Source organism: Psychrobacter sp. T6-6 (assembly GCF_052258185.1).
Lineage (GTDB): Bacteria > Pseudomonadota > Gammaproteobacteria > Pseudomonadales > Moraxellaceae > Psychrobacter.
Genome location: NZ_JBQQEX010000001.1, coordinates 383,358 through 406,619, shown reverse-complemented (window position 1 = coordinate 406,619; position 23,262 = coordinate 383,358). Strand labels below are relative to the sequence as shown.

At 43.2% G+C, this 23,262-nt stretch carries 20 protein-coding genes; 10 read left to right on the top strand and 10 right to left on the bottom strand.

Annotation, left to right across the window (positions count from 1 at the left end; genetic code table 11):
* Positions 1–64 precede the first annotated feature (64 nt).
* Positions 65–1,288: an iron-sulfur cluster carrier protein ApbC gene (gene apbC, locus ACTXGL_RS01755; protein ID WP_443524437.1), complete on the top strand. Its 1,224-nt coding sequence runs from the start codon at positions 65–67 to the stop codon at positions 1,286–1,288.
* A gap of 134 nt (positions 1,289–1,422) precedes the next feature.
* Positions 1,423–1,998, top strand: a complete 576-nt coding sequence (gene dcd, locus ACTXGL_RS01750; protein ID WP_443524435.1) for a dCTP deaminase — start codon at positions 1,423–1,425, stop codon at positions 1,996–1,998.
* 120 nt (positions 1,999–2,118) lie between these two features.
* Here the strand turns inward: dcd and ACTXGL_RS01745 are convergent, their stop codons facing one another.
* From ACTXGL_RS01745 to ACTXGL_RS01720, 6 genes are all read right to left on the bottom strand, one after another.
* A complete protein-coding gene (locus ACTXGL_RS01745; RefSeq protein ID WP_443524433.1) occupies positions 2,119–2,556 on the bottom strand; it encodes a ClpXP protease specificity-enhancing factor in 438 nt (145 codons plus the stop codon).
* A gap of 74 nt (positions 2,557–2,630) precedes the next feature.
* Complete coding sequence (locus ACTXGL_RS01740) at positions 2,631–3,245, bottom strand: glutathione S-transferase N-terminal domain-containing protein (RefSeq protein ID WP_319050165.1); 615 nt, start codon at positions 3,243–3,245, stop codon at positions 2,631–2,633.
* A 195-nt stretch (positions 3,246–3,440) separates the two neighbouring features.
* Complete coding sequence (locus tag ACTXGL_RS01735) at positions 3,441–4,154, bottom strand: cytochrome c1 (protein ID WP_319050166.1); 714 nt, start codon at positions 4,152–4,154, stop codon at positions 3,441–3,443.
* The gene (locus ACTXGL_RS01730) at positions 4,154–5,359 is read right to left on the bottom strand and encodes a cytochrome b (RefSeq protein WP_319050424.1); all 1,206 of its coding nucleotides are present in this window, start codon (positions 5,357–5,359) and stop codon (positions 4,154–4,156) included. The genes ACTXGL_RS01735 and ACTXGL_RS01730 overlap by 1 nt, the downstream gene beginning before the upstream one ends.
* A gap of 22 nt (positions 5,360–5,381) precedes the next feature.
* Entirely contained in the window at positions 5,382–5,966 is a 585-nt protein-coding gene (gene petA / locus ACTXGL_RS01725; protein ID WP_319050167.1) for a ubiquinol-cytochrome c reductase iron-sulfur subunit, read from the bottom strand.
* A 532-nt stretch (positions 5,967–6,498) separates the two neighbouring features.
* Positions 6,499–8,442 carry an ATP-binding cassette domain-containing protein gene (locus ACTXGL_RS01720; protein WP_443524431.1) on the bottom strand — a complete coding sequence of 648 codons (1,944 nt, stop codon included), beginning with the start codon at positions 8,440–8,442 and terminating at the stop codon, positions 6,499–6,501.
* A 238-nt stretch (positions 8,443–8,680) separates the two neighbouring features.
* Between ACTXGL_RS01720 and ACTXGL_RS01715 the strand changes: the two genes are divergently transcribed.
* The 3 genes from ACTXGL_RS01715 to ACTXGL_RS01705 all read left to right on the top strand — a co-directional run bounded on the left by ACTXGL_RS01715 (position 8,681) and on the right by ACTXGL_RS01705 (position 12,175).
* Complete coding sequence (locus tag ACTXGL_RS01715) at positions 8,681–8,938, top strand: SlyX family protein (RefSeq protein ID WP_443524429.1); 258 nt, start codon at positions 8,681–8,683, stop codon at positions 8,936–8,938.
* Between the two features lie 231 nt (positions 8,939–9,169).
* Positions 9,170–10,372 (top strand): OmpP1/FadL family transporter, encoded by a 1,203-nt coding sequence (locus ACTXGL_RS01710; RefSeq protein WP_319050170.1) that lies wholly within the window; start codon positions 9,170–9,172, stop codon positions 10,370–10,372.
* A 378-nt stretch (positions 10,373–10,750) separates the two neighbouring features.
* The gene (locus ACTXGL_RS01705) at positions 10,751–12,175 is read left to right on the top strand and encodes an outer membrane protein transport protein (protein WP_319050171.1); all 1,425 of its coding nucleotides are present in this window, start codon (positions 10,751–10,753) and stop codon (positions 12,173–12,175) included.
* A gap of 506 nt (positions 12,176–12,681) precedes the next feature.
* On the opposite strand, the gene putP is transcribed toward ACTXGL_RS01705, so the two are convergent.
* Both putP and ACTXGL_RS01695 read right to left on the bottom strand, forming a co-directional pair.
* The gene (putP, locus tag ACTXGL_RS01700) at positions 12,682–14,181 is read right to left on the bottom strand and encodes a sodium/proline symporter PutP (protein ID WP_443524427.1); all 1,500 of its coding nucleotides are present in this window, start codon (positions 14,179–14,181) and stop codon (positions 12,682–12,684) included.
* A 461-nt stretch (positions 14,182–14,642) separates the two neighbouring features.
* Positions 14,643–15,515 (bottom strand): LysR family transcriptional regulator, encoded by an 873-nt coding sequence (locus tag ACTXGL_RS01695; protein WP_058023799.1) that lies wholly within the window; start codon positions 15,513–15,515, stop codon positions 14,643–14,645.
* Between the two features lie 505 nt (positions 15,516–16,020).
* On the opposite strand from ACTXGL_RS01695, the gene leuC reads away from it, so the two are divergent.
* The 5 genes from leuC (at position 16,021) to ACTXGL_RS01670 (ending at position 21,810) form a co-directional block, all read left to right on the top strand.
* Positions 16,021–17,439, top strand: a complete 1,419-nt coding sequence (gene leuC, locus ACTXGL_RS01690) for a 3-isopropylmalate dehydratase large subunit (RefSeq protein ID WP_443524426.1) — start codon at positions 16,021–16,023, stop codon at positions 17,437–17,439.
* 142 nt (positions 17,440–17,581) lie between these two features.
* Positions 17,582–18,232 (top strand): 3-isopropylmalate dehydratase small subunit, encoded by a 651-nt coding sequence (leuD, locus tag ACTXGL_RS01685; RefSeq protein WP_319050174.1) that lies wholly within the window; start codon positions 17,582–17,584, stop codon positions 18,230–18,232.
* A gap of 151 nt (positions 18,233–18,383) precedes the next feature.
* Entirely contained in the window at positions 18,384–19,100 is a 717-nt protein-coding gene (locus tag ACTXGL_RS01680; RefSeq protein ID WP_443524424.1) for a hypothetical protein, read from the top strand.
* A gap of 42 nt (positions 19,101–19,142) precedes the next feature.
* Positions 19,143–20,246 carry a 3-isopropylmalate dehydrogenase gene (gene leuB, locus ACTXGL_RS01675; RefSeq protein WP_443524422.1) on the top strand — a complete coding sequence of 368 codons (1,104 nt, stop codon included), beginning with the start codon at positions 19,143–19,145 and terminating at the stop codon, positions 20,244–20,246.
* A 292-nt stretch (positions 20,247–20,538) separates the two neighbouring features.
* Positions 20,539–21,810: a L,D-transpeptidase family protein gene (locus tag ACTXGL_RS01670; RefSeq protein WP_443524421.1), complete on the top strand. Its 1,272-nt coding sequence runs from the start codon at positions 20,539–20,541 to the stop codon at positions 21,808–21,810.
* Positions 21,811–22,064: 254 nt separating this feature from the next.
* Here ACTXGL_RS01670 and infA read toward each other — a convergent pair whose 3' ends face one another.
* Both infA and truA read right to left on the bottom strand, forming a co-directional pair.
* Positions 22,065–22,286 carry a translation initiation factor IF-1 gene (gene infA / locus ACTXGL_RS01665; RefSeq protein ID WP_021814850.1) on the bottom strand — a complete coding sequence of 74 codons (222 nt, stop codon included), beginning with the start codon at positions 22,284–22,286 and terminating at the stop codon, positions 22,065–22,067.
* A 121-nt stretch (positions 22,287–22,407) separates the two neighbouring features.
* Positions 22,408–23,247 (bottom strand): tRNA pseudouridine(38-40) synthase TruA, encoded by an 840-nt coding sequence (truA, locus tag ACTXGL_RS01660; RefSeq protein WP_443524419.1) that lies wholly within the window; start codon positions 23,245–23,247, stop codon positions 22,408–22,410.
* Between the last annotated feature and the right edge of the window lie 15 nt (positions 23,248–23,262).

Here is a 23,262-nt window from a genome sequence, read left to right as displayed (position 1 = left end):
GCGCTAAGATATAAGATAAGCCGTTCACTAAGCCCACCCACTTTTATAGGCAACAATAATAGCTATGTTTAATTTTATGAAGAAAAAACCCACAAAAACTGAAACGCCTGAGCAGCAGGCAGAGCGTGATAGCGCCGTTGACAAAGTCCTACTAGGATATGAGATAGGCACCGTCAGTATCGCAACGATGGTTACAGGGCTTGAGCGTGATGGCGAAGCACTCACCTTAGACTTGCGTCTACCGCAAGACAGCAACCCTGAAGCTATTCAGCAGGAGCTTGGACAACTGTTACATCCGCACGGTATTACTACGATTCATATGAATGTGCGTCTACCCGCGCCAGAAAAAGGGGCAGGCTCAAGCTTGCCAAAGCAAATGCCGAAGACAACGAACGCGATGGAATCACAGTCCAAGCCGACGTCTAATGCTAATAGTAATGCTAACAATGCTGAGCCGCCGATCACTAAGGCTGCACCTACCCAAGCCTCATTGGCCGCGCACCCTCGTATTCGCCATATTATCGTTGTGGCATCAGGTAAGGGCGGCGTTGGTAAATCAACGACAACGGTCAATATCGCACTAGCACTACAAAAGCTCGGCAATCGCGTGGGTGTGCTCGATGCGGATATTTATGGCCCTAGTATGCCAACGATGCTGGGCGTCGCTGATGTAAAGCCGCAGCTAGAGAACGAGCAATTTGTGCCAGTCGATGCGCATGGCATGGCTATGCTTTCTATTGGCAGTCTGCTCGATGGAGACAGCACGCCTGTTGCATGGCGTGGACCAAAAGCCACAGGCGCACTGATGCAGCTGTATAATCAAACCAACTGGCCACAGCTAGATTACTTGGTGATTGACATGCCACCAGGTACAGGCGATATACAGCTGACATTGGCACAGCGTATCCCAGTCACGGGAGCAGTGATTGTGACAACACCGCAGCACGTTGCATTACTAGATGCACAAAAAGGTGTGGAGATGTTTAACAAAACCAACATACCTGTGCTGGGTGTGGTCGAGAACATGGCACTACATACCTGTAGTAATTGCAATCATACCGAAGCGATCTTTGGTATTGGCGGCGGTGAGTTTATCGCTGAGCAGTACCATGTGCCATTATTGGGTCAATTACCGCTTGCCAGTGGTATCCGTGCACAAGTAGATAAAGGCGAGCCAAGCGTATTGGCTAATGATGAGTTTGCGAGTTATTATCTGGACATCGCCAAAAACATCGAAACCAATATCAATAAATTTGCAAAACCTGTCGATGATAAGCGAATTTTCTAGTAGGTAATAATAAGATAGGGTGTTGGTTACTTAGTCAGTTTAAAACCAATATAGGATAAAGCAGCCATCACGCTATAAATCTAGCTGTCAATTCCGTATAATCGTCGCTATTAAATATTTGCTAAGGAACAACAATGTCTATCAAGTCTGACCGCTGGATTCGTAAAATGGCTGAAGAGCATGGCATGATTGAGCCATACGAGCCAGGTCAAGTGCGCTTTAATGATGCAGGTGAGCGTTTAGTAAGCTACGGCACCTCAAGCTATGGCTACGATGTACGCTGTGCCCCTGAGTTCAAAGTTTTTACTAACGTACACTCAGTCGTTGTCGATCCTAAAAACTTTGACGAAAAAAGCTTTATCGATATCGTCGGTGATGAATGTATTATTCCACCAAACTCATTTGCGTTAGCGCGCACGATGGAATACTTCCGTATTCCGCGTGATGTACTGACTATCTGCCTAGGTAAGTCGACTTATGCACGCTGCGGTATTATCGTCAATGTCACGCCGCTTGAGCCTGAATGGGAAGGGCATGTGACGCTCGAATTTAGTAATACGACCAACCTTCCAGCCCGTATTTATGCCGGTGAAGGGGTGGCGCAGATGCTGTTCTTCCAAAGCGATGCTAATGACGTCTGCGAGACCAGTTATAAAGACCGTGGCGGTAAATACCAAGGTCAGCGTGGCGTGACACTGCCAAGAACCTAGACAGTCAGATTCTATGCATCATATCAAGAGCTTAAGCCTTTAAATAGGCAACAAAAAAGCCAGTCATATTAATTATGGCTGGCTTTTCTTATGTCAAAAAGAATAGATATGGTGCTCCAACTACTTCAATAATTTTAACCCTGCTTTATTATCACGCTTCGGTTTCGGAGCTTTTGTAGGGCTTTGGCTGGCTGTTGGCACTGAGTCATCTTCTGGTACATAGTCATCATACTCTTTAGGGTCAAAAAACATTCCTTGTGAGTTTTCTTTGGCGTATATACCCATTACCGCAGTGAGTGGTACCCAAATCTCTTGAGAAACGCCGCCAAAACGAGCGCTAAAATGTATGTAATCATTTTCCATACTCATGTTACCTGTCGCGCGACTGGCAATGTTGAGTACGATGCGACCGTCCTGTACATGTTCTGTGGGTATCTGAACATTATCGGCAGTGGCATCTACCATTAAATAAGGCGTCAAAGCGTTGTCTTCTATCCATTGATACAATGCGCGTACCATATAAGGACGGGTCGGTGTGATAGAGGTGTTTTCGCTCATCTAATGATTTCCTATAATAATGATTTTTGATAATTGAAAAATATATTTCTTAGAGTTTTGTCAAATGACAAATTCTACTTAACACTTTTTTGAAAGCTACTACGTTCAAAGACTCTCGTTTGATACTCAAACAATGGACGGCTGATCGCACGTGGCAACTCGATACCCATCTCATCCAACCGCCATAACAACGGTGCTAACAGTACATCACACCAGCCAAACTCATCAGCCATAAAATAAGGTTTATGAGCAAACAAAGGCGATAAAGTAATCAACGAATCGCTCAGTTGCTTTTTGGCAGCACCAGCTTGCGCTTTATTAAAGCTATCTGGATGTGTCAATAAGCGCTTGCCAAGTACGAGCCAATCACGTTGAATGCGCCAAGCCAGCTGACGAAACTGTGCACGCTCTTGCGGCGTATCAGGGAGCAGTTTATTAGTATGATAGCGCTCTTCAAGATATTCAAAGATCACGTTGGTTTCATAAAGAGCGATCTCACGCTGCTGTAATACAGGCAAGGTATGATAAGGGTTAAGCTCAGTCAAATCTTCAGGGCGCTCAGAATGCAGACGAGACAAGTAATAAGCGAGCTTTTTTTCTTCAAGTAACAGGCGTACCACATGACTGTCGTAGCCGTCATCAGCATACAGAATTAGCTGACTACTTGGAATGTCATTCGCATCAATCATGAAAGCCTAATGTTAAGAGTGAAGGCTGTCATCGTAAACAAACTCGCTCTGTTTATCAAGGTAGTGTACGTAAACATTACCTCTAAGAGGCTTATTTTTCAGCTTATCTGGCATTTGGGCTCACTATCAAGGCATAAAAAAGCACTACCGAAGTAGTGCCTTTTTTATTTCTAAAAAATATCTATCGACGATGACTTATTTGACGTCTTTCCAGAATTCTTTATTCAACAAGTATACTGGGATGAGCAACACTAATAAGAATAAAATCACAAAGAAACCGATAACTTGACGATCATGACGAGCAGGCTCACCCATCCACGCCATAAAGTTGACCAAGTCACCAACTTCAGATTCAAATTCTTCTTGGCTTAGCTCTTCTTGCATATTGTGCAATACATGAGGCATAGCAGCATTTGCCAGTACTAAGTTATTAGCGCCCCAAGGACGACTTGGATCTTCATAGAACGATAGTAGGTATGTGTATACCCAGTCATCGCCGCGCAGTCGCGTCTCAAGTGATAAATCAGGAGGCGCTGCACCAAACCAAGATGCTTGAACTTCAGGATCGATCTCAGCATCGATATGGTCACCGATTTGATCAGTGGTAACCATCAGATATTTTTCGACCAACTCAGGTGGTATCTCTAAATCTTTGGCAATGCGCGAATGACGAACATACTTTGCTGAGTGACACCCAGCGCAGTAGTTCATAAAGATCTTTGCACCGTTCTGTAACGAGCCCTTATTAGTAAAATCAATAGGGGCAGTGCTACAGGCCAAATGCTCGTCAACACCTTCAGCATTGGTGAACGTACCACATCCACCACCAGCTGCTTGGGCAGTACCAGCAGTTAAGGTCAATGCCGCGCCTAAGCCTAGACCAGCTAGGGATTTAATTAGCGTGTTCATTAGTGACCTCCGGTGACGCGTTCTGGTGGCTGTTTACACTTCTCGATAGCAGTGTAGAACGGCATCAGTAAGAAAAACAAGAAATATAGAACCGTGAATATACGAGACATCAACGTTGCTGTTGGCGTTGCAGGTGTCGCACCCAAGTAACCCAATACAACAAAGCTAATAGCAAAGATAGTCAGGGCAATCTTAGACAAGATACCTTTGTAGCGCATTGAGCGAACAGGAGATCTATCTAGCCAAGGCATTAAGAACAATACCGCAATAGCCGCACCCATCGCAATCACACCGCCAAGCTTATCTGGAACTGCACGCAAGATGGCATAAAATGGTGTGTAGTACCATACTGGTGCAATGTGCGCTGGCGTTTTCAGTGAGTTTGCCGTTTCAAAGTTTGGTGGCTCAAGGAAGAAGCCGCCGCCTTCTGGGAAGAAGAACACCACTGCAAAGAAGCAGATAAAGAATACAACGATACCAACCATGTCATGCACAGTGTAGTAAGGATGGAATTCGATACCGTCCAGTGGCACACCGTTTTTGTCTTTTAGTTTCTTGATGTCGATGCCATCAGGGTTGTTTGAACCCACATGATGTAGCGCTACAATGTGCATAAATACTAAACCTACTAGGACTAGCGGAATAGCAACAACATGTAGAGCAAAGAAGCGGTTTAGGGTGATACCAGAGATGATATAGTCACCACGTACCCATTCAGCAAGACCGTCACCAATCACTGGCAGCGCTGCAGGTAGGTTCAAGATAACCTGTGCACCCCAAAATGACATGTTGCCCCACGGTAGTAGGTAACCGAAGAAACCTTCAGCCATCAATGCTAGGTAAATACCCATACCGATGAGCCAGATAAGCTCACGAGGTTTTTGATATGAACCGTATAGCAAGGCTCTAAACATATGCAGGTATACAACTACGAAAAACGCAGAGGCGCCAGTTGAGTGCATATAGCGAATGAGCCAACCGCCTTTTACGTCACGCATGATGTATTCAACAGACGCAAATGCCCCTTCGGCACTTGGGTTGTACATCATCGTCAGCCATATACCAGTTACCAATTGGTTGACTAATACAATCATCGATAGCACGCCAAAGAAGTACCAAAAGTTGAAGTTCTTTGGTGCGTAGTACTTCGACATATGGTATTCATAGGTTTCAGTCGCCGGAAAACGCGCGTCCACCCAGTGCATTAACTTTTTACCTATACTCATGTTAAGCCTCCCCAACCGTCAAAATGGTACCATCCATACCATATTCTGGAACGGGTAAATTAAGCGGTGCAGGAACGCCACTGTATACGCGGCCTGCTAAGTCATATTTTGACCCGTGGCACGGACAGAAAAATCCGCCATACCAATCATTACCACCTAAATCAACCGCGCCCACATCAGGACGGTAGTTTGGTGCACAGCCTAAATGGGTACAAACGCCTTCGACAACCAATACGGTTGGTTCTAAAGAGCGAGTAGGGTTTTTGCAATATTCTGGCTGTAGAGACGCATCAGACTCAGGATCAGATAATAAAGGTTTGACTGATTCTAGTCCTGCGACCATGTCTTCTGTGCGTTTAACCACATAAATAGGTTTGCCACGATATTTGACAACGATCATTTGTCCATCTTCGATAGAACCAATATCTTGGGTTACTGCAGCCCCTGCAGCCTCAGCTTTAGCGCTTGGGTACCAAGAACGGACAAAAGGTGTCGCCACGGCAGCTACCCCAGCTGCACCAATTGCGGCAGTTGAGGCAATAAGAACTCTACGGCGTTGTACATTAACGCCTTCGGCTTGGCTCATTAATACTTCCTCCAGGTGAATGAAATGGGATTATCCCACACTGGGTTTGTGGCTTAGAAAATATACAATATCAAGCCACTTTAGCTGTGCCTAATTTTGCTAATTGTTGCTATTCTAAGCTATTTCGGTGATAAAATAAATTATTGCGTTAAAAATAAAGCAACCTTGATAGGACATATTATAAGGTTGAATATGACAATCAAACCAAAACAGCTGGATTATCAATGTGTAACGTCGACTTTGTTTTGATCAGGATTGTGAGTGCGATGACCTTATAATTAATAAGGATTTTTAGCAACAGCGAATGATACTTGAAATCAAGGCAATGTTCACTAACTTTCACTACCTAACTGTTTTGTAAATCATTATAAAATAGACATCACCACTACATATAATGAAGTGGTGATGTTTTTATCATGACAGTCATCATCTTTATCTAGATATAAATACCTGTCTATCTATTGCAGCAGGCTATTGATTATAGCCTGCAGCTTAAATAAGGCACACCTAAACAAAGACAGATAGCGAGTTGCTAACCTTCTAGTTCGCTCCAGCGTTCAAGCTTAACCATCATCTCATCTTCGATCGTTAATAAACGCTCACTTGCGGCAGTCGCAGCATCTACATCGGTATTGAACCAAGACCCATCAGCCAGTTTTTCTTGCAACTGAGCTTGTTCAGTCTCGAGCGCCGCGATTTCTTTTGGTAAGTTATCCAGCTCGCGCTGTTCATTAAAATTTAGCTTCTTAGTAGCTTTATTTGGCTTGGTATCTGTGCCAGATTTATGTGCTGTTTTTTTGCTAGTGACATTATTGGTTGGTGCTTTTGCCGCACGCGCGGCTTCTTCGCGGTTTTTTTGCACCAAATACTCTTGGTAGCCACCAACATACTCATTGACCACACCTTTACCGTCTTCATCTTCGCCAAACACCCATGTAGAGGTGACAACATTATCCATGAATGAGCGATCATGGCTGATCAGCAATATCGTACCGCCAAAGCTGGCTACAGACTCTTCTAGCAGCTCAAGCGTTGCCATATCTAAATCATTGGTTGGCTCATCGAGCACCAAGATATTGGCAGGCTTTAGCAACTGCTTGGCAAGTAAAACACGGTTACGCTCACCACCTGACAGTGCTTTGACAGGGGTACGCGCACGCTCTGGTGCAAACAAGAAGTCTTGCAGATAGCTCATGATGTGTGTCTTGCGACCGCCAACTTCGACAAAGTCAGAACCTTCTGAGACGTTTTGCGCCACGCTTGCTTCAAGATCCAATTGATCACGCAGCTGATCGAAGAATGCGATTTTCAGATTAGTACCTAACTCTACACTACCAGACTTGGTAACTTCGGCATCAGACATATCGAGTAGGGCTTTAATAAGGGTAGTTTTACCCGCACCGTTAGGGCCGACAATACCAATTTTATCGCCACGCATAATAGTGGTCGTAAAATCATCTACCAGTACATTACCATCGTATTCAAGATGTAAGTTTTTAACTTTACAGACAAGCTTGCCGCTTTTCTCGCCTTGACCCATGGTGATGTTTACGTTGCCCACTTGCTCACGGCGTTCACTGCGCTCTTCACGTAGGGCTTTTAGCTCACGGACGCGGCCTTCATTGCGGGTACGACGTGCTTTGATACCTTGGCGAATCCATACTTCTTCTTGCGCCAGTTTTTTATCAAAGTTAGCGTTGTTCTTTTCTTCAGCCTGTAGCTGTAGTTCTTTTAGCTCTTGGTAGCGTGCATAGCCACCTTCACCTTGTGTGACGTCGTAGCTGGTCAGTTGACCGCGATCAAGCTCAATAATGCGAGTCGATAGCTTGTTTACAAATGCTCTATCATGGGTTACGAATAACAAAGTCAGACCTTGCCAGTCGAGCAAGAAGCGCTCAAGCCATTCGATACTTTCAACGTCCAAATGGTTGGTTGGCTCATCAAGTAAGAGTACATCAGGCTTAGTCACTAGTGAGCGCGCAAGTAACACGCGGCGCTTACGGCCACCCGAGAGTGATGACAAGTCATCGTCTGGATCAAGTCCCATGGTGGTGATAAGACGCCTAGCATCGCGTTCTAGATCCCAGCCATGTACCGCATCGATATCATGTTGCAATGTCGCCATATGCTCGCAGGCATCCATGTCACCATTGGCACACATATCGACTTGCTTGTTATAGTTGATGAGCAAGTCAGCTGTACGGCGACTACCGCCCATGACGATGTCTAATATACGACCACTAGACTCAGGGACATCTTGTTCTAGCATAGCGACACGCATGCTGCTATTGGTGATAATCTCACCGCTATCAGGCTGCAATGAGCCATTGATAAGTTTGAATAAAGTTGACTTGCCTTCGCCATTACGGCCAATCAAACAAACACGCTCACTTGAGTTGATAGAAAAATCAATACCATCAAGAACAGGTGCGACGCCAAAGGCTAAGTGAATGTCTTTTAAATGTATCAGTGCCATAGAGTATCTTAAGCTTATATAATAGTGAGGTAGGGGTTGTTGCAAAATTGCCAGCAGTATAACATGCCACCGTCTAACTGTAGTGCGCGTAAATGGTTTTATCAGTACTATTTATGGCGATGACCAACAACTGACATTTTGTGATTGTCATCATAGGCTTACCGCTGATGTCTAGTATTTATCGACCACTGTGCTCGCTTGCCCTCCGAACTATACTCACTATACCGTAGAGAACCATATGAACCAATCCGATAATAAAAACGAGGCTTATAATATGCAAGATGACCTGCAAAACCAAGTGATTGACCTACAAATGAGCTTGACGCATCTTGAGGTTACAGTAGAGCGACTCGATGAGGTTATTGCACGTCAAGATAAGGACATTCAGACCCTACAGCGTCAACTTCAGCTGATTTACAAACAAATTGAGGGGCAGGACACAGACAATGGTATTGCACCATTTGATGTCATGGCAGACCGTCCGCCACATTATTAATAAGTGCAAAAACAGACGTAAATGAGACATATAGCTGGTAATTAATGAATACTATATTAGCATTTTTGATTAAGAGTAATGTCTGGTGACTATGAAGTCATAATTCGGAAATAATGTGTTTTTGCAGTTGTTTTAGTGTTAAAAAATCTTTACTATCTTCCACCTCGGATACTGCTTATCTAGAAAAATCGGATACAGCGGTAAAACAATGCGGATGTTTGGAGATATAAAATGCGCGCCACTTTTCATTTAAAAACTCTTGCAGTAGCTATCGCTGCTCTTTCTGTTGCTAGCGTCGCTAGTGCTGCCGGTCTTGATCGTTCAGGTCAAGATGTCACCGCATTTCTACAAGATGGCACCTATGCTGAAGCTGTTTATACTTATATCGACGCTGATGTAACAGGTGAAGACTCTTCAGGCAACAAGCTCGATGATATTGCAGAGTCTTATGACTTTTTTCGTTATGGTGTAAAAGCAGACATCAACGAAACCTTTAGCATCGGTGTTTTATATGATGAGCCTTTCGGTGCAGCGGCTGATTATGTAGGCGATAGCAACTTTGTAGATGCAACAGGTGAAGGTACGAATGTAGAAGTACGTACAGAAAGTATTACTGGTATCCTTGGTGCAAAAATTGGTCAAAACAAAAACTTCCAAGTATACGGTGGCCCAGTTGCTCAGCGCGTAGAGGCAGATGTAAAGTTACGTGGACCTGCTTATAGTGCTGCCAATGGCTATACAACACATATTAGTGCTGATCAAGACTACGGTTATATCGCCGGTGTGGCGTATAGTAAGCCTGAAATTGCATTAAAAGCAGCATTAACGTACCGTTCAGAAATCGAACATAACACGCAAGCGGCTGAAATTTATCCTTTTGCTCCAAGAGTAGGGTTATCAACAGATAGTACCAATACTATTGAGGTTACTACTCCTGAGTCAATAAACTTTGATTTCCAAACAGGTATCAACCCTACAACGCTAGCGACTGCAAAGGTGCGTTGGGTGCCATGGAGCGATTTTGCAATTACCCCATCGCTATATAATGGTGTCAGCCAAGTACTTGCAACAACACCTGCTGGTGCTGGTATACCTTTAGATGGTTTAGACTTAGTCAGTTATGACGACGATCAGTGGCAAGTGGAGTTGGGTCTAGCCAAGCGTGTCGCACCAGCATTGGCTGTTAGTGGTACTGTAGGTTGGGATAGCGGAGCAGGTAACCCTGTAACTTCACTAGGACCTATCGAAGGCTACTATAGCGCTGGCCTTGGTGCCAAATACAACGTGACCGAAAACTGGGCGGTATCTGCTGGTGGTAAGTATTTATGGTTCGGTGATGCCGAAGGTCAAATTCCAAGTAAAACCATCGTTAGTGATTTTGAAAGCAATGACGGTTTTGTATTGGGTGTAAAGGTCTCTTACCAAGCCCAATAAATCATAGTTTCACTATAAAATGATTTTTATCGTCTAGTGATAAAAAAAGCGACTCTATTAAGGGTCGCTTTTTTTTATGTCGTATTTCTCGATACGTGCTGTTTGAAATATTGTGAACCAACATATTTAGATTGTTGATATTACTCGGCAATGTAAATATCACGATGAAACAAAACTAAAAAACAATATTTCACTAATATCTTATTTGTACTGTTCAGTCATAATTGAGAAATAAAGCACTTTAATTGTTGTTTTAGTGTCAAAAAGGCATTAGTATTCAACTTAGGACACGACTTTAATAGTTTCAATGTTTGGTAAATCAATGCTAAATACTGATTATTAAAGTAGTAATACAACAAGGACCGTTGGAGATACATAATGCGCACTACCTTTCACTTGAAAACCCTTGCAGTAGCAATTGCCGCTCTTTCTTTCGCTAGCGTAACCAACGCTGCTGGTCTTGATCGTTCAGGTCAAGATGTCACCGCCTTTTTTCAAGATGGTACCTATGCTGAAGCTGTCTATACTTACATCGATGCTGATGTCAGTGGTAGAGATAGTGCTAATACTAACCCATCTCAAAACGATTATGAACGTGGTAATGCAACGGGTGATATTGCCGAGTCTTACGATTTCTTCCGTTATGGTGTAAAAACTGATATCAACGATACTTTCAGTATTGGTGTTTTATACGATGAGCCTTTTGGCGCAGCAGCTGAATACACGCAAGGTAATTTTGTAGGGCAAGGAGACATTGATGCTTCCATCGCGTCTATTACTGATGGTGCTGCTCCGAGCCTTGCAGCAGCACAATTTGGTATATCTCAACTTGAACCAGGAGAAACTGCTGGTTTGTTGACCGATGAACAACAAGCAAGTTTGGATGGATTGCGTGGAGCAGTAGCAGTAGCAACAGCAGAAGCTACTGGTGCTGGTGAAAATACTAATGTTGAAGTTCGTAGCCAGAGCTTAACAGGTATTCTTGGGATGAAGTTTGGTGCGAATAAAAACTTTCAAATTTATGGTGGTCCAGTAGCACAGCGTATTCAAGCAGAAACAAAACTGCGCGGCTTAGCTTACGGTCCTGCTTCTGGTTATACCTCAAATAGCAATCCTGATATGGATTATGGTTATATCGCAGGTGTATCTTTTAGTAAGCCTGAAATTGCTTTGAAAGCTGCTTTGACCTACCGTTCTGAAATTGATCATGATGTAGAAATATCTGAGTCTTATCCTTTGGTAGCGATTAGAGCTATATCAGCAGGAGCTACGCCAGAACAGGCAGCAGCGCTGTCAAACAGAGTGAGTAATTATGAGATTTCTACTCCTAAATCAGTCAACTTTGATTTCCAAACAGGTATTAACCCAACGACTTTAGCTACGGCAAAAGTGCGCTGGGTGCCATGGAGTGATTTCGTTATCACACCACCACTTTATAATGATACTAGTAAAATCAGCTATGGCCCTGATGGATTAAACTTGGTTGAGTATGATGATGACCAATGGCAAGTAGAGCTAGGTCTTGCCAAGCGTATTGCACCAGCGTTAGCTGTTAGTGGTACGGTTGGTTGGGATAGTGGTGCTGGCGATCCAACAACATCATTAGGTCCTGTTGAAGGCTACTATAGTGTCGGTCTTGGTGCCAAGTACAACGTAACTGAAAACTGGGCAGTATCAGCTGGCGGTAAATACTTGTGGTTCGGTGATGCTCAAGGTCAGCTACCTAGCGATAAAATCGTTGCTGATTTTGAAGACAATGATGGCTTCATCGCTGGTGTAAAACTGTCTTATCAGGGAAAATAGTTTCTTGATGTAACTGTTAGATAATGAAAAAGCGACCTACAATAGGTCGCTTTTTTGTGGACTGTAATATTGTGATTGTTATATAAGGTTTTGAGTATAGGTGGTTATGTGATCATAGTCAGTTGGGGGGGGGACGAGTGCTATTACAATAATAGCGTTTAGCTTCGTAGCTTTATTTATATATTAATGCTAACTTGATACCTGTGGAAGATACGTTGTAGCTGCCCGATGAGTTTTAATGATAGTCGTCTTCATGAGTGAATAACGACATGATGCTGTCATTCTACTATCAATGCTCCAGCGAGATATACATCTAGCGCCATGATTGCTAGATCACTATTTGCTCAAGAGTAGATGCCTATATAGTGCTTTAGATCACTGCCTCAATTGCTTCATTTATCGCGGCTGCTTAGCTTGTAGTTAAGAGTTACTGATAAGCACAGTCAAAAAAACCTCGCCACTAATGGCGAGGTTTTTTAATCATAAAATAAAGCGAGTGTATCAACTTATTTATTTAAGTTAAGCTCCATCTCTTTATACTTAGCAGATACTGAAGGTCTTGGACCACCAGTCATAATACTAACGGCAAAGATAGCGATAGTGCTTAAGATAAAGCCTGGAACGATAGCATATAACCAGCTGTTAAGCGCCATACCATCGACTTGGAATGGACCATAGATCCATAGGATAACTGTCAATGCACCAACAACCATACCAGCAACAGCACCGTTACGGTTCATACCACGCCATGTTAAGCTAAAGATAACCAACGGACCGAAAGCTGCACCAAATCCTGCCCATGCATTAGAAACCAAGTTCAATACTGAGCTATCTGGGTTAGAGGCTAGCATAATAGCGACAACAGCAACGATGATTACTGAAATACGTCCAACCAATACCTGACGCGCTTCTGGTGCGTCTTTATCAAAAAATAGCTTGTAAACATCTTTTGTTAGAGAACTTGATACCACCAACAGCTGTGATGAAATTGTGCTCATGATGGCAGCTAGAATAGCCGCTAATAAGAAACCTGACACTAATGGATGGAACAAGAACTGAGTAAATACTAAGAAAATCGTCTCAGGATCATCAAGCGTCATCGCTGTTTTTTGTACATATGCGCGACCCGCAAAACCAGTCATTAATGAACCGATAAGGCTGACAACCATCCAGCTCATACCGATATTACGTGCTGTCGGTACATCTCTAACCGAGCGAATAGCCATAAAACGTACAATAATATGCGGCTGACCGAAGTAACCAAGACCCCATGCCATGAGTGAGATAATACCGATAACACTCATACCACTCGTCACATTTAACAGGCTTGGATCAATGTTTCTAACCGCTTCACTTGTGGCAGAAATACCACCAAGATCAGTAAAGGCAACGACAGGTACGATTACCATTGCAAAAAGCATGATAACACCCTGCACAAAATCCGTCATTGACACCGCTAGGAAGCCGCCGAATAACGTGTAGGCAACAACGACACCAGCAGTAACCCATAGACCAGTACTATAAGATAGGTTAAGTGAGCTTTCGAAAAGCTTACCGCCACCTACTAGACTTGCAGCCGTGTAAACGGTAAAGAATAGAATGATAACCACCGCCGAGATAACGCGTAGCATGTGCGACTTATCTTCAAAGCGGTTGGCAAAGTAATCTGGTAAGGTGATAGCGTTGTCAGCTACTTCGGTATAAACACGAAGGCGAGGCGCTACAATGATGTAGTTTAAAAGGGCACCAAGGGTCAAGCCAAGTGCAATCCATATACTAACGACACCGTCAGCGTACATATAGCCTGGAAGACCAAGTAATAACCAACCTGACATATCTGAGGCACCTGCTGATAGTGCAGTTACTGCTGGGCCCAAGTTACGGCCGCCGAGCATGTAGCCTTCAGTATCATTGGCTTGCTTAAAGTAAGCATAGACGCCAATCCCGATCATCACTAAAAAATAGGCGCCAAGCGATATCAGCACGCCACTAGAAACTCCGTTCATATAAATTATCCTTAACCAACATGGTTGGCTGTAATTATTTTTTAACTATAAAAGTCTTCATCCTACAAGGCGATGTTCAAAACAATATCTAAAGACAAAAAAAGCCATTAATGTGAGACATAATGGCTTTTTTCAGTATCTAATGTAGTTTTATATGATTGAGATGGCTCTATGGCTAGCACTCATATAGAGATAGAGAACAACGGGAATGTCGCATTCCGCTTATTTATTATTGCTCGCATCTGCTATTTATATATGAGTATTAGCAACCTACATAATCAATCAGATGAAACCATTAAACTTACTGTTAACCATCATATCTTACTAGAAGTATTCGATATATGACTATCAGTGTCCCTGTGGTAAGTTTTTGTTATTAAAGCAACGTCAAGCGCATTATAACGCATGGCAGTCACAAATGCGAATAGCTTAATCTGATAAATTGTTATAGTAGACGGTTTTTACTCGATAGGTGCAAGCAGGTCTAATAATGCAGTCACGCTACTAGATTGGGTTAACTTTGGATTGATAACCACACCTAAATAGCGTTGTAATTCGATATTGTCAGCCATATCGATACGTTCTAAATCTTGACTGACCATTGTTTGTGGCAACACGGACCAGCCAAGTCCAACAGAGACCAACATACGAATGGACTCAAGAGGGTTGGTGCTCATCGTGGCATAAGGTTTGAGGTTATGCTTAGCAAATTCAGCCAAAGTGATCTGACTGGTAAAGGTATTGGCAGACGGCAAAATGGCAGGGTAGCGTGCTAGCTGCTCTAGTGTGACATTCGATTTGGTAGCCAAAGGTGATAGCGTACCGGTCATAAAGTAGAGCGGATCTGACCATAGCGTATGATACGTTAGACGCTTATCATATACAGGGGGTAGTGTCACAAATGCCAACGACAGATCACCATCCAATACTGCTTTGTGCGCTTTTTCTGAATCAACAAAATGCACTTCTAACTGGACTGCTGGATAAGTCTGGATAAAATGCTTCAGTACTGGTGCCAGATGATGTAAGCCAATATGATGGCTCGTACCAATCACAAGCTTTCCAGATACGATATGCTGAGAGTGCTGTAGATTAATCTTAAAATTCTCATAATCTTCTAACCAGCGCTTGGCATGTGGTAACATCTCGCTGGCTGCTTGAGTAGGTACAATCCCGCGCCCTACAGTATCGAACAGAGTAATGTTAAATTCATCTTCTAGGTTTTTGATGCGCTTGCTGACGGCCGGCTGAGTGATAAACAGCTTTTCTGCTGCACCTGATATACTGCCGGTGTGCATAACGGTAACGAATGTCGTCAAGTTTGTAGTGTTCAAGCGGGTGTCCTTAGCTACTTTATGAGCTATAAATAAAAGTTGGCGTATCTAATTATAACGTATTAGAAATAAAAGTTTGCATCTGGTTAAAAATCATCAATTATTATTATAGGATTTGCCTGCTATAATCACAAGACATCAAGACGTATTGTCACATATTTATTCTACAAACCTGATTATTTACGACACAAAGACATGCTTTGAGCACTGATAATCGTCATAGAGTGCAAGTTATAGGTAAGTAATCTGTACTACTGGTTTAACTACGGGTCTAAAAATAGCGATTGAAAAATTAGCAGTCTTACTTTTGGCCTTAAAAACCACAGCCTAAAGAATATAATTTAAAGGGTATAACCTAAACGGCATAGGTAATTATCACGATTGTAGAGACAACGTTATAGACCAGTATAATATTTAAACAACCATTCAAATAGATAAAATCCCAGCTTGCCATTGAGTAAGTCTGCGAAAATTAAGTCATTAGTCATCAATAAAGGATAGCATCATGGCCGGTCAAACATTATATGACAAACTTTGGAACGCTCACGAAGTCACCAAGCGCGATGATGGTTCGAGCTTAATCTATATCGATCGTCATCTTTTACACGAAGTAACCAGTCCACAAGCCTTTGAAGGGTTAGAGCTTGCCAATAGGGCACCATGGCGCCTATCTGCCAATATCGCAAGTCCTGACCATAATGTACCGACTGTCACCAAAGAGCGACTAGAAGGCGTACCTGGGATTAAAGACAAAGTGTCACGCTTGCAAGTTGTGACTTTGGACGAGAACTGTACCAAGTTTGATATTGCTGAATTTACTATCAACGATGCGCGTCAAGGCATTTTGCACGTCGTTGGTCCTGAGCAAGGCTTAGTACTACCTGGTATGACCGTTGTCTGCGGCGATTCGCACACAGCCACCCATGGTGCGCTTGGTTGTTTGGCTCATGGTATCGGTACCTCTGAAGTTGAGCATGTATTGGCAACGCAGTGTTTGATTCAAAAGAAATCAAAAAACATGCAGATCCGTGTTACTGGTCAACTGGGTACTGGTGTGACATCGAAGGATGTCGTATTGGCTATTATCGCCAAGATCGGTACGGCGGGTGGCACAGGACATGCGATTGAGTTTGCAGGTCAAGTATTTGAAGACATGAGTATGGAAGGTCGTATGACCGTCTGTAATATGGCCATCGAAGCCGGTGCCCGCGTAGGTATGGTAGCAGTTGATGATACGACGATAGATTATGTCAAAGGTCGTCCGTATGCGCCTGATGAATCACAGTGGGAACAAGCGGAAGCTTACTGGCGCACACTATATTCAGACAATGATGCGGTATTTGATACTGTGGTTGAAATCGATGGTAGTCAAATAGCGCCTCAGGTGTCTTGGGGTACCTCACCTGAGATGGTGGTAGATATCACGCAATCTGTACCAACGCCTGATCAAGCTATTGATGAAGCGCAAGAAGAAGGCTGGTTACGCGCTTATACCTATATGGGGCTAGAGGCAGGTCAGAAAATAACAGATATCCAGCTTGATCGTATCTTTATTGGCTCATGTACCAACTCGCGTATTGAAGATCTGCGTGATGCAGCAGCCGTCATCAAAGGCCGTAAAGTTGCTGATAACGTCAAAGAAGCTATCGTCGTTGCAGGCTCTGGACAAGTAAAATTGCAAGCAGAAGCAGAGGGTTTGGATGCTTTATTTACTGAAGCGGGCTTTGAGTGGCGCGAGCCGGGTTGTTCAATGTGTCTTGCGATGAATGCAGACAAACTTGAGCCACAAGAGCACTGCGCTTCAACCTCTAACCGTAATTTTGAAGGTCGTCAAGGTAATGGCGGTCGTACGCATTTGGTAAGCCCAGCAATGGCAGCCGCTGCAGCATTGGCCGGTCATTTTGTGGATGTTCGTACATTTTAGGCCCGATGAAGATGAGTTGAAAACTGGTATATATAGTTATTACTTATGCCAGTATATTGTTTGAATCAGTGAGAGATTTATTGCCGTTTTACTGACTCATCAAAGTCTTCCGCCAGCAAAAATACAATTGATAGGGAATTTTATGCAAGCTTATAACACCCAAACCGGTATCGTTTGCCCACTTGATCGCGCAAACGTTGATACCGATCAAATTATCGCAAAACAGTTTTTGAAATCTATTAAGCGTACAGGTTTTGGCGTAAATCTATTTGACGATTGGCGTTATCTGGATGAAGGATATCCAGGTCAGGATAATAGTACACGCGTTATTAATCCAGACTTTGTATTGAATAAGCCGCGCTATCAAGGCGCTACTATATTGCTGGCACGCAGAAACTTTGGCTGTGGCTCTAGTCGCGAGCATGCCCCTTGGGCGCTTTCAGAGTATGGCTTTCGCACCGTCATTGCGCCAAGCTTTGCAGATATTTTTTATAATAACTGCTTCAAAAACGGTATGCTCCCGATTGTTTTAGACGAAGCTATTGTAGATACTCTAATGAAAGCCACGATTGCCAATGAAGGCTATGAGCTTACCGCTGATTTAGAGCGTCAGGTAGTTATCACGCCAACAGGCGAAGAGTACGCCTTTGATGTCGATGCTTTTCGCAAACATTGCTTACTCAATGGACTTGATGATATCGGCTTAACATTGCAGCAAAGTGATGCTATCAAAGACTATGAGCATAAAATGATGCAAAAAACGCCATGGATATTCAATAGCGTACGCGCTTAGCTGGTGGGTCGACGATGAGTTTATGCGTTATTGCTTACAAAACTACCGGACAGGCGTAACGCAGCGTTGAGTTATGGCGGTGAACTGGCTAAAATGAAAGGTGGTTTTTTACAATATTTTATTATCTCTCTTATAAATAGTAGCCGCCATTATGAATAAAAAACATTATGCTCTATGGACAAGCACCATTGTTACTGCAAGCTTATTTTTGTCAGGCTGTCAGCTGCTGACGGGTTACCAAAAAATAGACGAGGCAAAAAGTGCGCAAGCGTGGGTAGGTAAAATTCAACCTATCGATGGGGAAGTAAACATCGCATGTGTGGGCACTTATCACTGTGAAATTGTGCAAATAGACAAGACGCTCATCATCGCGCCTGACAGTCACAAACCAGTCAATCCTCAGATTGTAGTAGATATGCCGAGTTACCAAGGTGCGATAAACGCCCCTGCAAGTATGGATATGACGCCTCTTATCAATAAAAACGCTATAAAGATAGTGCCACTAGCAGCGTCTAGCATGCCTGGGTTGACCAATTACTATGCTCGAGTACTGCCTGCAAAACATGAAGTCCATGTTAATTTTTATCCAGAAAACAACATGGGTTATATTGAGCGTTTTGCGATGATTCATGATTTTACTGAGGCAGGTACTTATCAGTTACGTGCTTATCAAAAAAACATGAGCAAAAAGCCTGGCAGCCTACTAGAAACAGCATCACCTGAGCCTTTGTGTATCGAGCTATTGCAAGGTAATGAGGTGCAGCGCCGCTTCTGTAAGCAACTGGGGGCTGAGCATCAAGGTGAGTTTGTAGAGACTGACATCATAAAAACTGTATCATCATCCAAAGCCAAAAAGATCAAAGCGTAATAAAATTAATTTACCAATAAAAATATATCCAAAAGGATTAGTATGGCAACGATTTTAACATTAGCGGGCGATGGTATTGGCCCTGAAATCATGACTCAAGCTATTGATGTGCTCAAAGCAGTCAATGATAAGTTTTCGCTAGACTTAACATTAGAGTCTGGATTTATTGGCGGCGTAGCCATTGATGCAACAGGTGAGCCCTTACCTGATGAGACGTTAGCGCGTGCGCGCGCAGCAGATGCTGTATTATTAGGTGCAGTTGGTGGACCTAAGTGGGATACAATTGAACGCAGCAAACGCCCTGAGCGCGGTCTGCTAAAAATTCGCGGCGAGCTTGGTCTATTTGCTAACTTACGTGTAGCAAAACTTTATCCGCAGCTAGCCAATGCGTCAAGCATCAAACCTGAGATCATATCTGGTTTAGATTTACTTATCGTTCGTGAGCTGACAGGTGGTATCTATTTTGGTGAGCCACGTGGTATCCGTACACTAGACAACGGCGAGCAGCAAGGCTATAACACAATGGTGTATAGCACCAGCGAGATTGAGCGTATTGGTAAAGTTGCTTTTGAGCTGGCAAAAACACGTGCCGAAGCCGCAGGTAGAGCTGCTAAAGTATGCTCAGTAGACAAAGCCAATGTCCTAGAAGTGACTGAGCTGTGGAAGCAGACGATAACTCAGATGCAACAAGCTAATTATAGCGATGTGGCGCTGTCGCACATGTATGCGGACAACGCGTGCATGCAATTGATCAAAGATCCTAAGCAGTTTGATGTCATGGTGACGGGCAATATGTTCGGTGATATCTTATCTGATGAAGCAGCAATGTTGACAGGCTCCATTGGTATGTTGCCATCAGCAAGCTTAGATGAAGCTGGCAAGGGTATGTATGAGCCATGCCATGGTTCAGCACCAGATATCGCTGGGCAGGATAAAGCCAATCCACTGGCGACTATTTTGTCTGTTGCTATGATGCTGCGTTACACCTTTAAGCAAGAAGCAGCAGCACAAGCGATCGAGCAAGCAGTTAGTGAGGTTCTCGATGATGGTTTGCGTACGCTTGATATTCTAGACAGTAGCGAAGCTGGCTTAAAACAAGTAGGGTGCCAAGAGATGGGTCAAGCTGTTCTAGCTAAATTATCGTAAGTTTGCTGATATGATATAGATTTCTTTTATAGCCTCATTTATGTTTTTTGAACCCATAAGTTATTAAGTAACTTATGGGTTTTTTTATACTATAGGCATAGAGTCGTCCTTTAGTGTAAACAAACCAGTATGTTTATACGCTCTATTAACAAATGCATAGTAGGAATAGTCAGTTATTAACATAAAGCTGTTAGAGGATAGTGGTAGCGCTGTGGCAATATATTCCTACAATAAATTTTTTGACATTCTTTCGATACTTTTTTCGATATATAGTAATTATTTAGGAGGTTTTATGTCTCAACTACTCAAGGTTGGCGGCGTTGTCGTTGCCATAGGGACAGCATCATTATTATCAGTGGGTTGCAGTAATGCTAATACCACTGAAAACAGCGTACAAACGACTGAAGATAAGTCAGCGAGTAATGACACGGCAGGTATGGAGACGAGTGCAGAATCTCCTACAACAGATAGTAATATGGCTGCAGATACAGACACTGACATGAGCGCTATGAGCAATCAAAATAGTAACAGTACCAATACTGGGGCAACAGACAGCACGATGATGGGTGGCAACGATACCAGTCCCGTCACCAATGGTGTCAGTCAGCAAATAGAAGGGGATAGCAACACTGCCAACTCGTTGAATAAACTACTTCCTAAAATTAAATATAGTACAACAGAATTATCGGAAACTGCCAAAAAAGTAAATGACGCCACATGGACAGCTGATAGTAAAATAGATCGGAATGTCAGTACTAAAGTACAAGCACTATTGAACTGGAATCATAGTGGTGTTGGGGCAGTAGATGGCTACTGGGGAAAGAATACACGTAAAGCCATGCAAGCGTTCCAAAAAGCACAAGGCCTACCAGTAACAGAATCGCTGGACGAAACAACGTGGCAAGCATTAACTCAAAATAGTACGCTTACCTCACAGCCGGTATTGGTCAGCTATCAGTTAACTGACGCTGATGTAAACGTCAAGACAACGCAGATTCCGGCTAGTGCTGAAGCCAAAGCGAAGCTAGATGGTATGTATTACGAAAGCGTTCTAGAATCTTTAGGTGAAAAATTCCATATCAGTCGTGACTATCTTAAATCGCTCAATCCCAATGCTAGCTTCGAAAGTGGTGAAACTATTATCGTCTATAATCCAGGCAATCCCAACACCACACTAGTAAGTCGCGTGGTCGCTGATAAAGACACCCAAACGCTATATGCTTATGACGATAGTAATAATTTGGTAGCCAGTTACCCGACGACAGTAGGCAGTACAGCAACACCTTCACCAACGGGTACGCATCAGGTCAAAGTAAAAATTCATGAGCCCAATTACACCTATACGAGTGATGATGGTAAAAAGTCGATCATACCACCAGGTCCTAATAATCCAGTCGGATCAGTGTGGATTGGGTTAAGCAAGCCCTCTTATGGCATTCATGGTTCACCAGATCCTGAGCGTATCAGCCGTCAAGCATCAGCGGGCTGTGTTCGCCTCACCAACTGGGATGCACTTAGTCTATTAGGAGTTATCAAGAGCGATGCAACTGTCGAGTTTAATTAATCTATAATTTAAGCAGTTCATAAAACACAGACAAAAAAATACCGCTAATATTGAGCGGTATTTTTTGGTAAAAATAAACAGCGAATACTAAATAACTAAAACTGTGATAGGCAATAATGAGTAGGTCAGCATTTTCATTATTATTATCAGTTAAACCACCCAAGCGTCTATATCAGCTATCAGCGATAAAGTAGCTATTTGGTTGTTGGCTGTATTTTTACAAATACATTTATAACTATTTGGTTGGTATGTATTTAATTCTTACCGCGGTACGTGATACGACCCTTAGATAGGTCATAAGGGGTCATCTCGACCTTAACTTTATCACCTGTCAAAATACGAATATAATGCTTACGCATCTTACCTGAGATGTGTGCAATGATTTCGTGTCCGTTTTCTAAACGAACTTTGAACAAAGTGTTAGGAAGGGTGTCAATGACTTCGCCTTCAAATTCGATAATATCGTCTTTTGCCATAATTTGTATCAATCAATTAAAAATAAGCCCATATTATACGTAAGTTAGTAGATTAAAGCAATACAGAACCTGGTTTTGACTTGACAGCCTGTAAGTGATATGTATATCAGGTTATGTTGCATCAATCAGGTAGATTTAGCCAGACAGGCGTTAATGGTGCATCTGGTAATAAGGATTGGAAGCGTTCGGGGTAGTAGGCATTGATAAAATACAGACCGTCGCCTGACGCCGTGGGCGGCGCAATGGTTCGATCTTTTTTATTCAAAATGTTCAAAAAATCTGCTGGTTTTAGCTCATGTCTACCGATAGCGTATAACGTACCCATTAGATTACGAACCATATGATGCAAAAAACCATCTGCCTGTATGTCGAATACAATAAACTGTCCATGAGCAAAAAGATGAGCATGACTGATGGTACGGACTGGCTGGTTGGACTGGCAAGCCGCAGCACGGTAGCTGCTAAAGTCGTGCGTGCCAACGATATCGGACGCCGCCTGTTGCATAGCGGTGAGATCAAGAGGCTCATAGATGTGAGTCACTTGATGATTCAGTATCGCAGGTCTCTGTGTTTGATTGAGCGTGATATAGCGATAACGCCGGGCAATTGCGCCAAAGCGCGCATGGAAATCAGCGGGCATTGGCTGAACCCAGCGTAGCGCAATATCATCAGGCAAGAGGCTGTTTACGCCGCGTAACCAGTTATGAGTAGGGCGATACGCATGGGTGGTGAAATGAGCAATCATGTTACTGGCATGGACACTGGCGTCAGTACGTCCAGCAGCAATGACTTCAACTGATTCGTTGGCGACCTTGCTAATGGCATTCTCTAACGCTTCTTGGACACCCAGCACCTCTCGTTGTCGCTGCCAGCCATGATAGTGTGTACCCAAGAATTCGATGGCAATCGCTAAAGTATGTAGTGGCGATTGTTCATGATCGATGATTTTAGTATCAGACATTGTGGTTTCTAAGCT

Bases quoted from the DNA above. Each gene is read 5' to 3' on its own strand.
- ACTXGL_RS01705 (WP_319050171.1), top strand. From the start codon at position 10,751: ATGCGCACTACCTTTCACTTGAAAACCCTTGCAGTAGCAATTGCCGCT.
- leuB (WP_443524422.1), top strand. From the start codon at position 19,143: ATGGCAACGATTTTAACATTAGCGGGCGATGGTATTGGCCCTGAAATC.
- putP (WP_443524427.1), bottom strand. From the start codon at position 14,181: ATGAACGGAGTTTCTAGTGGCGTGCTGATATCGCTTGGCGCCTATTTT.
- ACTXGL_RS01745 (WP_443524433.1), bottom strand. From the start codon at position 2,556: ATGAGCGAAAACACCTCTATCACACCGACCCGTCCTTATATGGTACGC.
- leuC (WP_443524426.1), top strand. From the start codon at position 16,021: ATGGCCGGTCAAACATTATATGACAAACTTTGGAACGCTCACGAAGTC.
- leuD (WP_319050174.1), top strand. From the start codon at position 17,582: ATGCAAGCTTATAACACCCAAACCGGTATCGTTTGCCCACTTGATCGC.
- ACTXGL_RS01735 (WP_319050166.1), bottom strand. From the start codon at position 4,154: ATGAACACGCTAATTAAATCCCTAGCTGGTCTAGGCTTAGGCGCGGCA.
- ACTXGL_RS01680 (WP_443524424.1), top strand. From the start codon at position 18,384: ATGAATAAAAAACATTATGCTCTATGGACAAGCACCATTGTTACTGCA.
- ACTXGL_RS01670 (WP_443524421.1), top strand. From the start codon at position 20,539: ATGTCTCAACTACTCAAGGTTGGCGGCGTTGTCGTTGCCATAGGGACA.
- ACTXGL_RS01715 (WP_443524429.1), top strand. From the start codon at position 8,681: ATGAACCAATCCGATAATAAAAACGAGGCTTATAATATGCAAGATGAC.
- infA (WP_021814850.1), bottom strand. From the start codon at position 22,286: ATGGCAAAAGACGATATTATCGAATTTGAAGGCGAAGTCATTGACACC.
- ACTXGL_RS01710 (WP_319050170.1), top strand. From the start codon at position 9,170: ATGCGCGCCACTTTTCATTTAAAAACTCTTGCAGTAGCTATCGCTGCT.
- ACTXGL_RS01740 (WP_319050165.1), bottom strand. From the start codon at position 3,245: ATGATTGATGCGAATGACATTCCAAGTAGTCAGCTAATTCTGTATGCT.
- dcd (WP_443524435.1), top strand. From the start codon at position 1,423: ATGTCTATCAAGTCTGACCGCTGGATTCGTAAAATGGCTGAAGAGCAT.
- apbC (WP_443524437.1), top strand. From the start codon at position 65: ATGTTTAATTTTATGAAGAAAAAACCCACAAAAACTGAAACGCCTGAG.
- ACTXGL_RS01730 (WP_319050424.1), bottom strand. From the start codon at position 5,359: ATGCACTGGGTGGACGCGCGTTTTCCGGCGACTGAAACCTATGAATAC.
- ACTXGL_RS01720 (WP_443524431.1), bottom strand. From the start codon at position 8,442: ATGGCACTGATACATTTAAAAGACATTCACTTAGCCTTTGGCGTCGCA.
- petA (WP_319050167.1), bottom strand. From the start codon at position 5,966: ATGAGCCAAGCCGAAGGCGTTAATGTACAACGCCGTAGAGTTCTTATT.
- truA (WP_443524419.1), bottom strand. From the start codon at position 23,247: ATGTCTGATACTAAAATCATCGATCATGAACAATCGCCACTACATACT.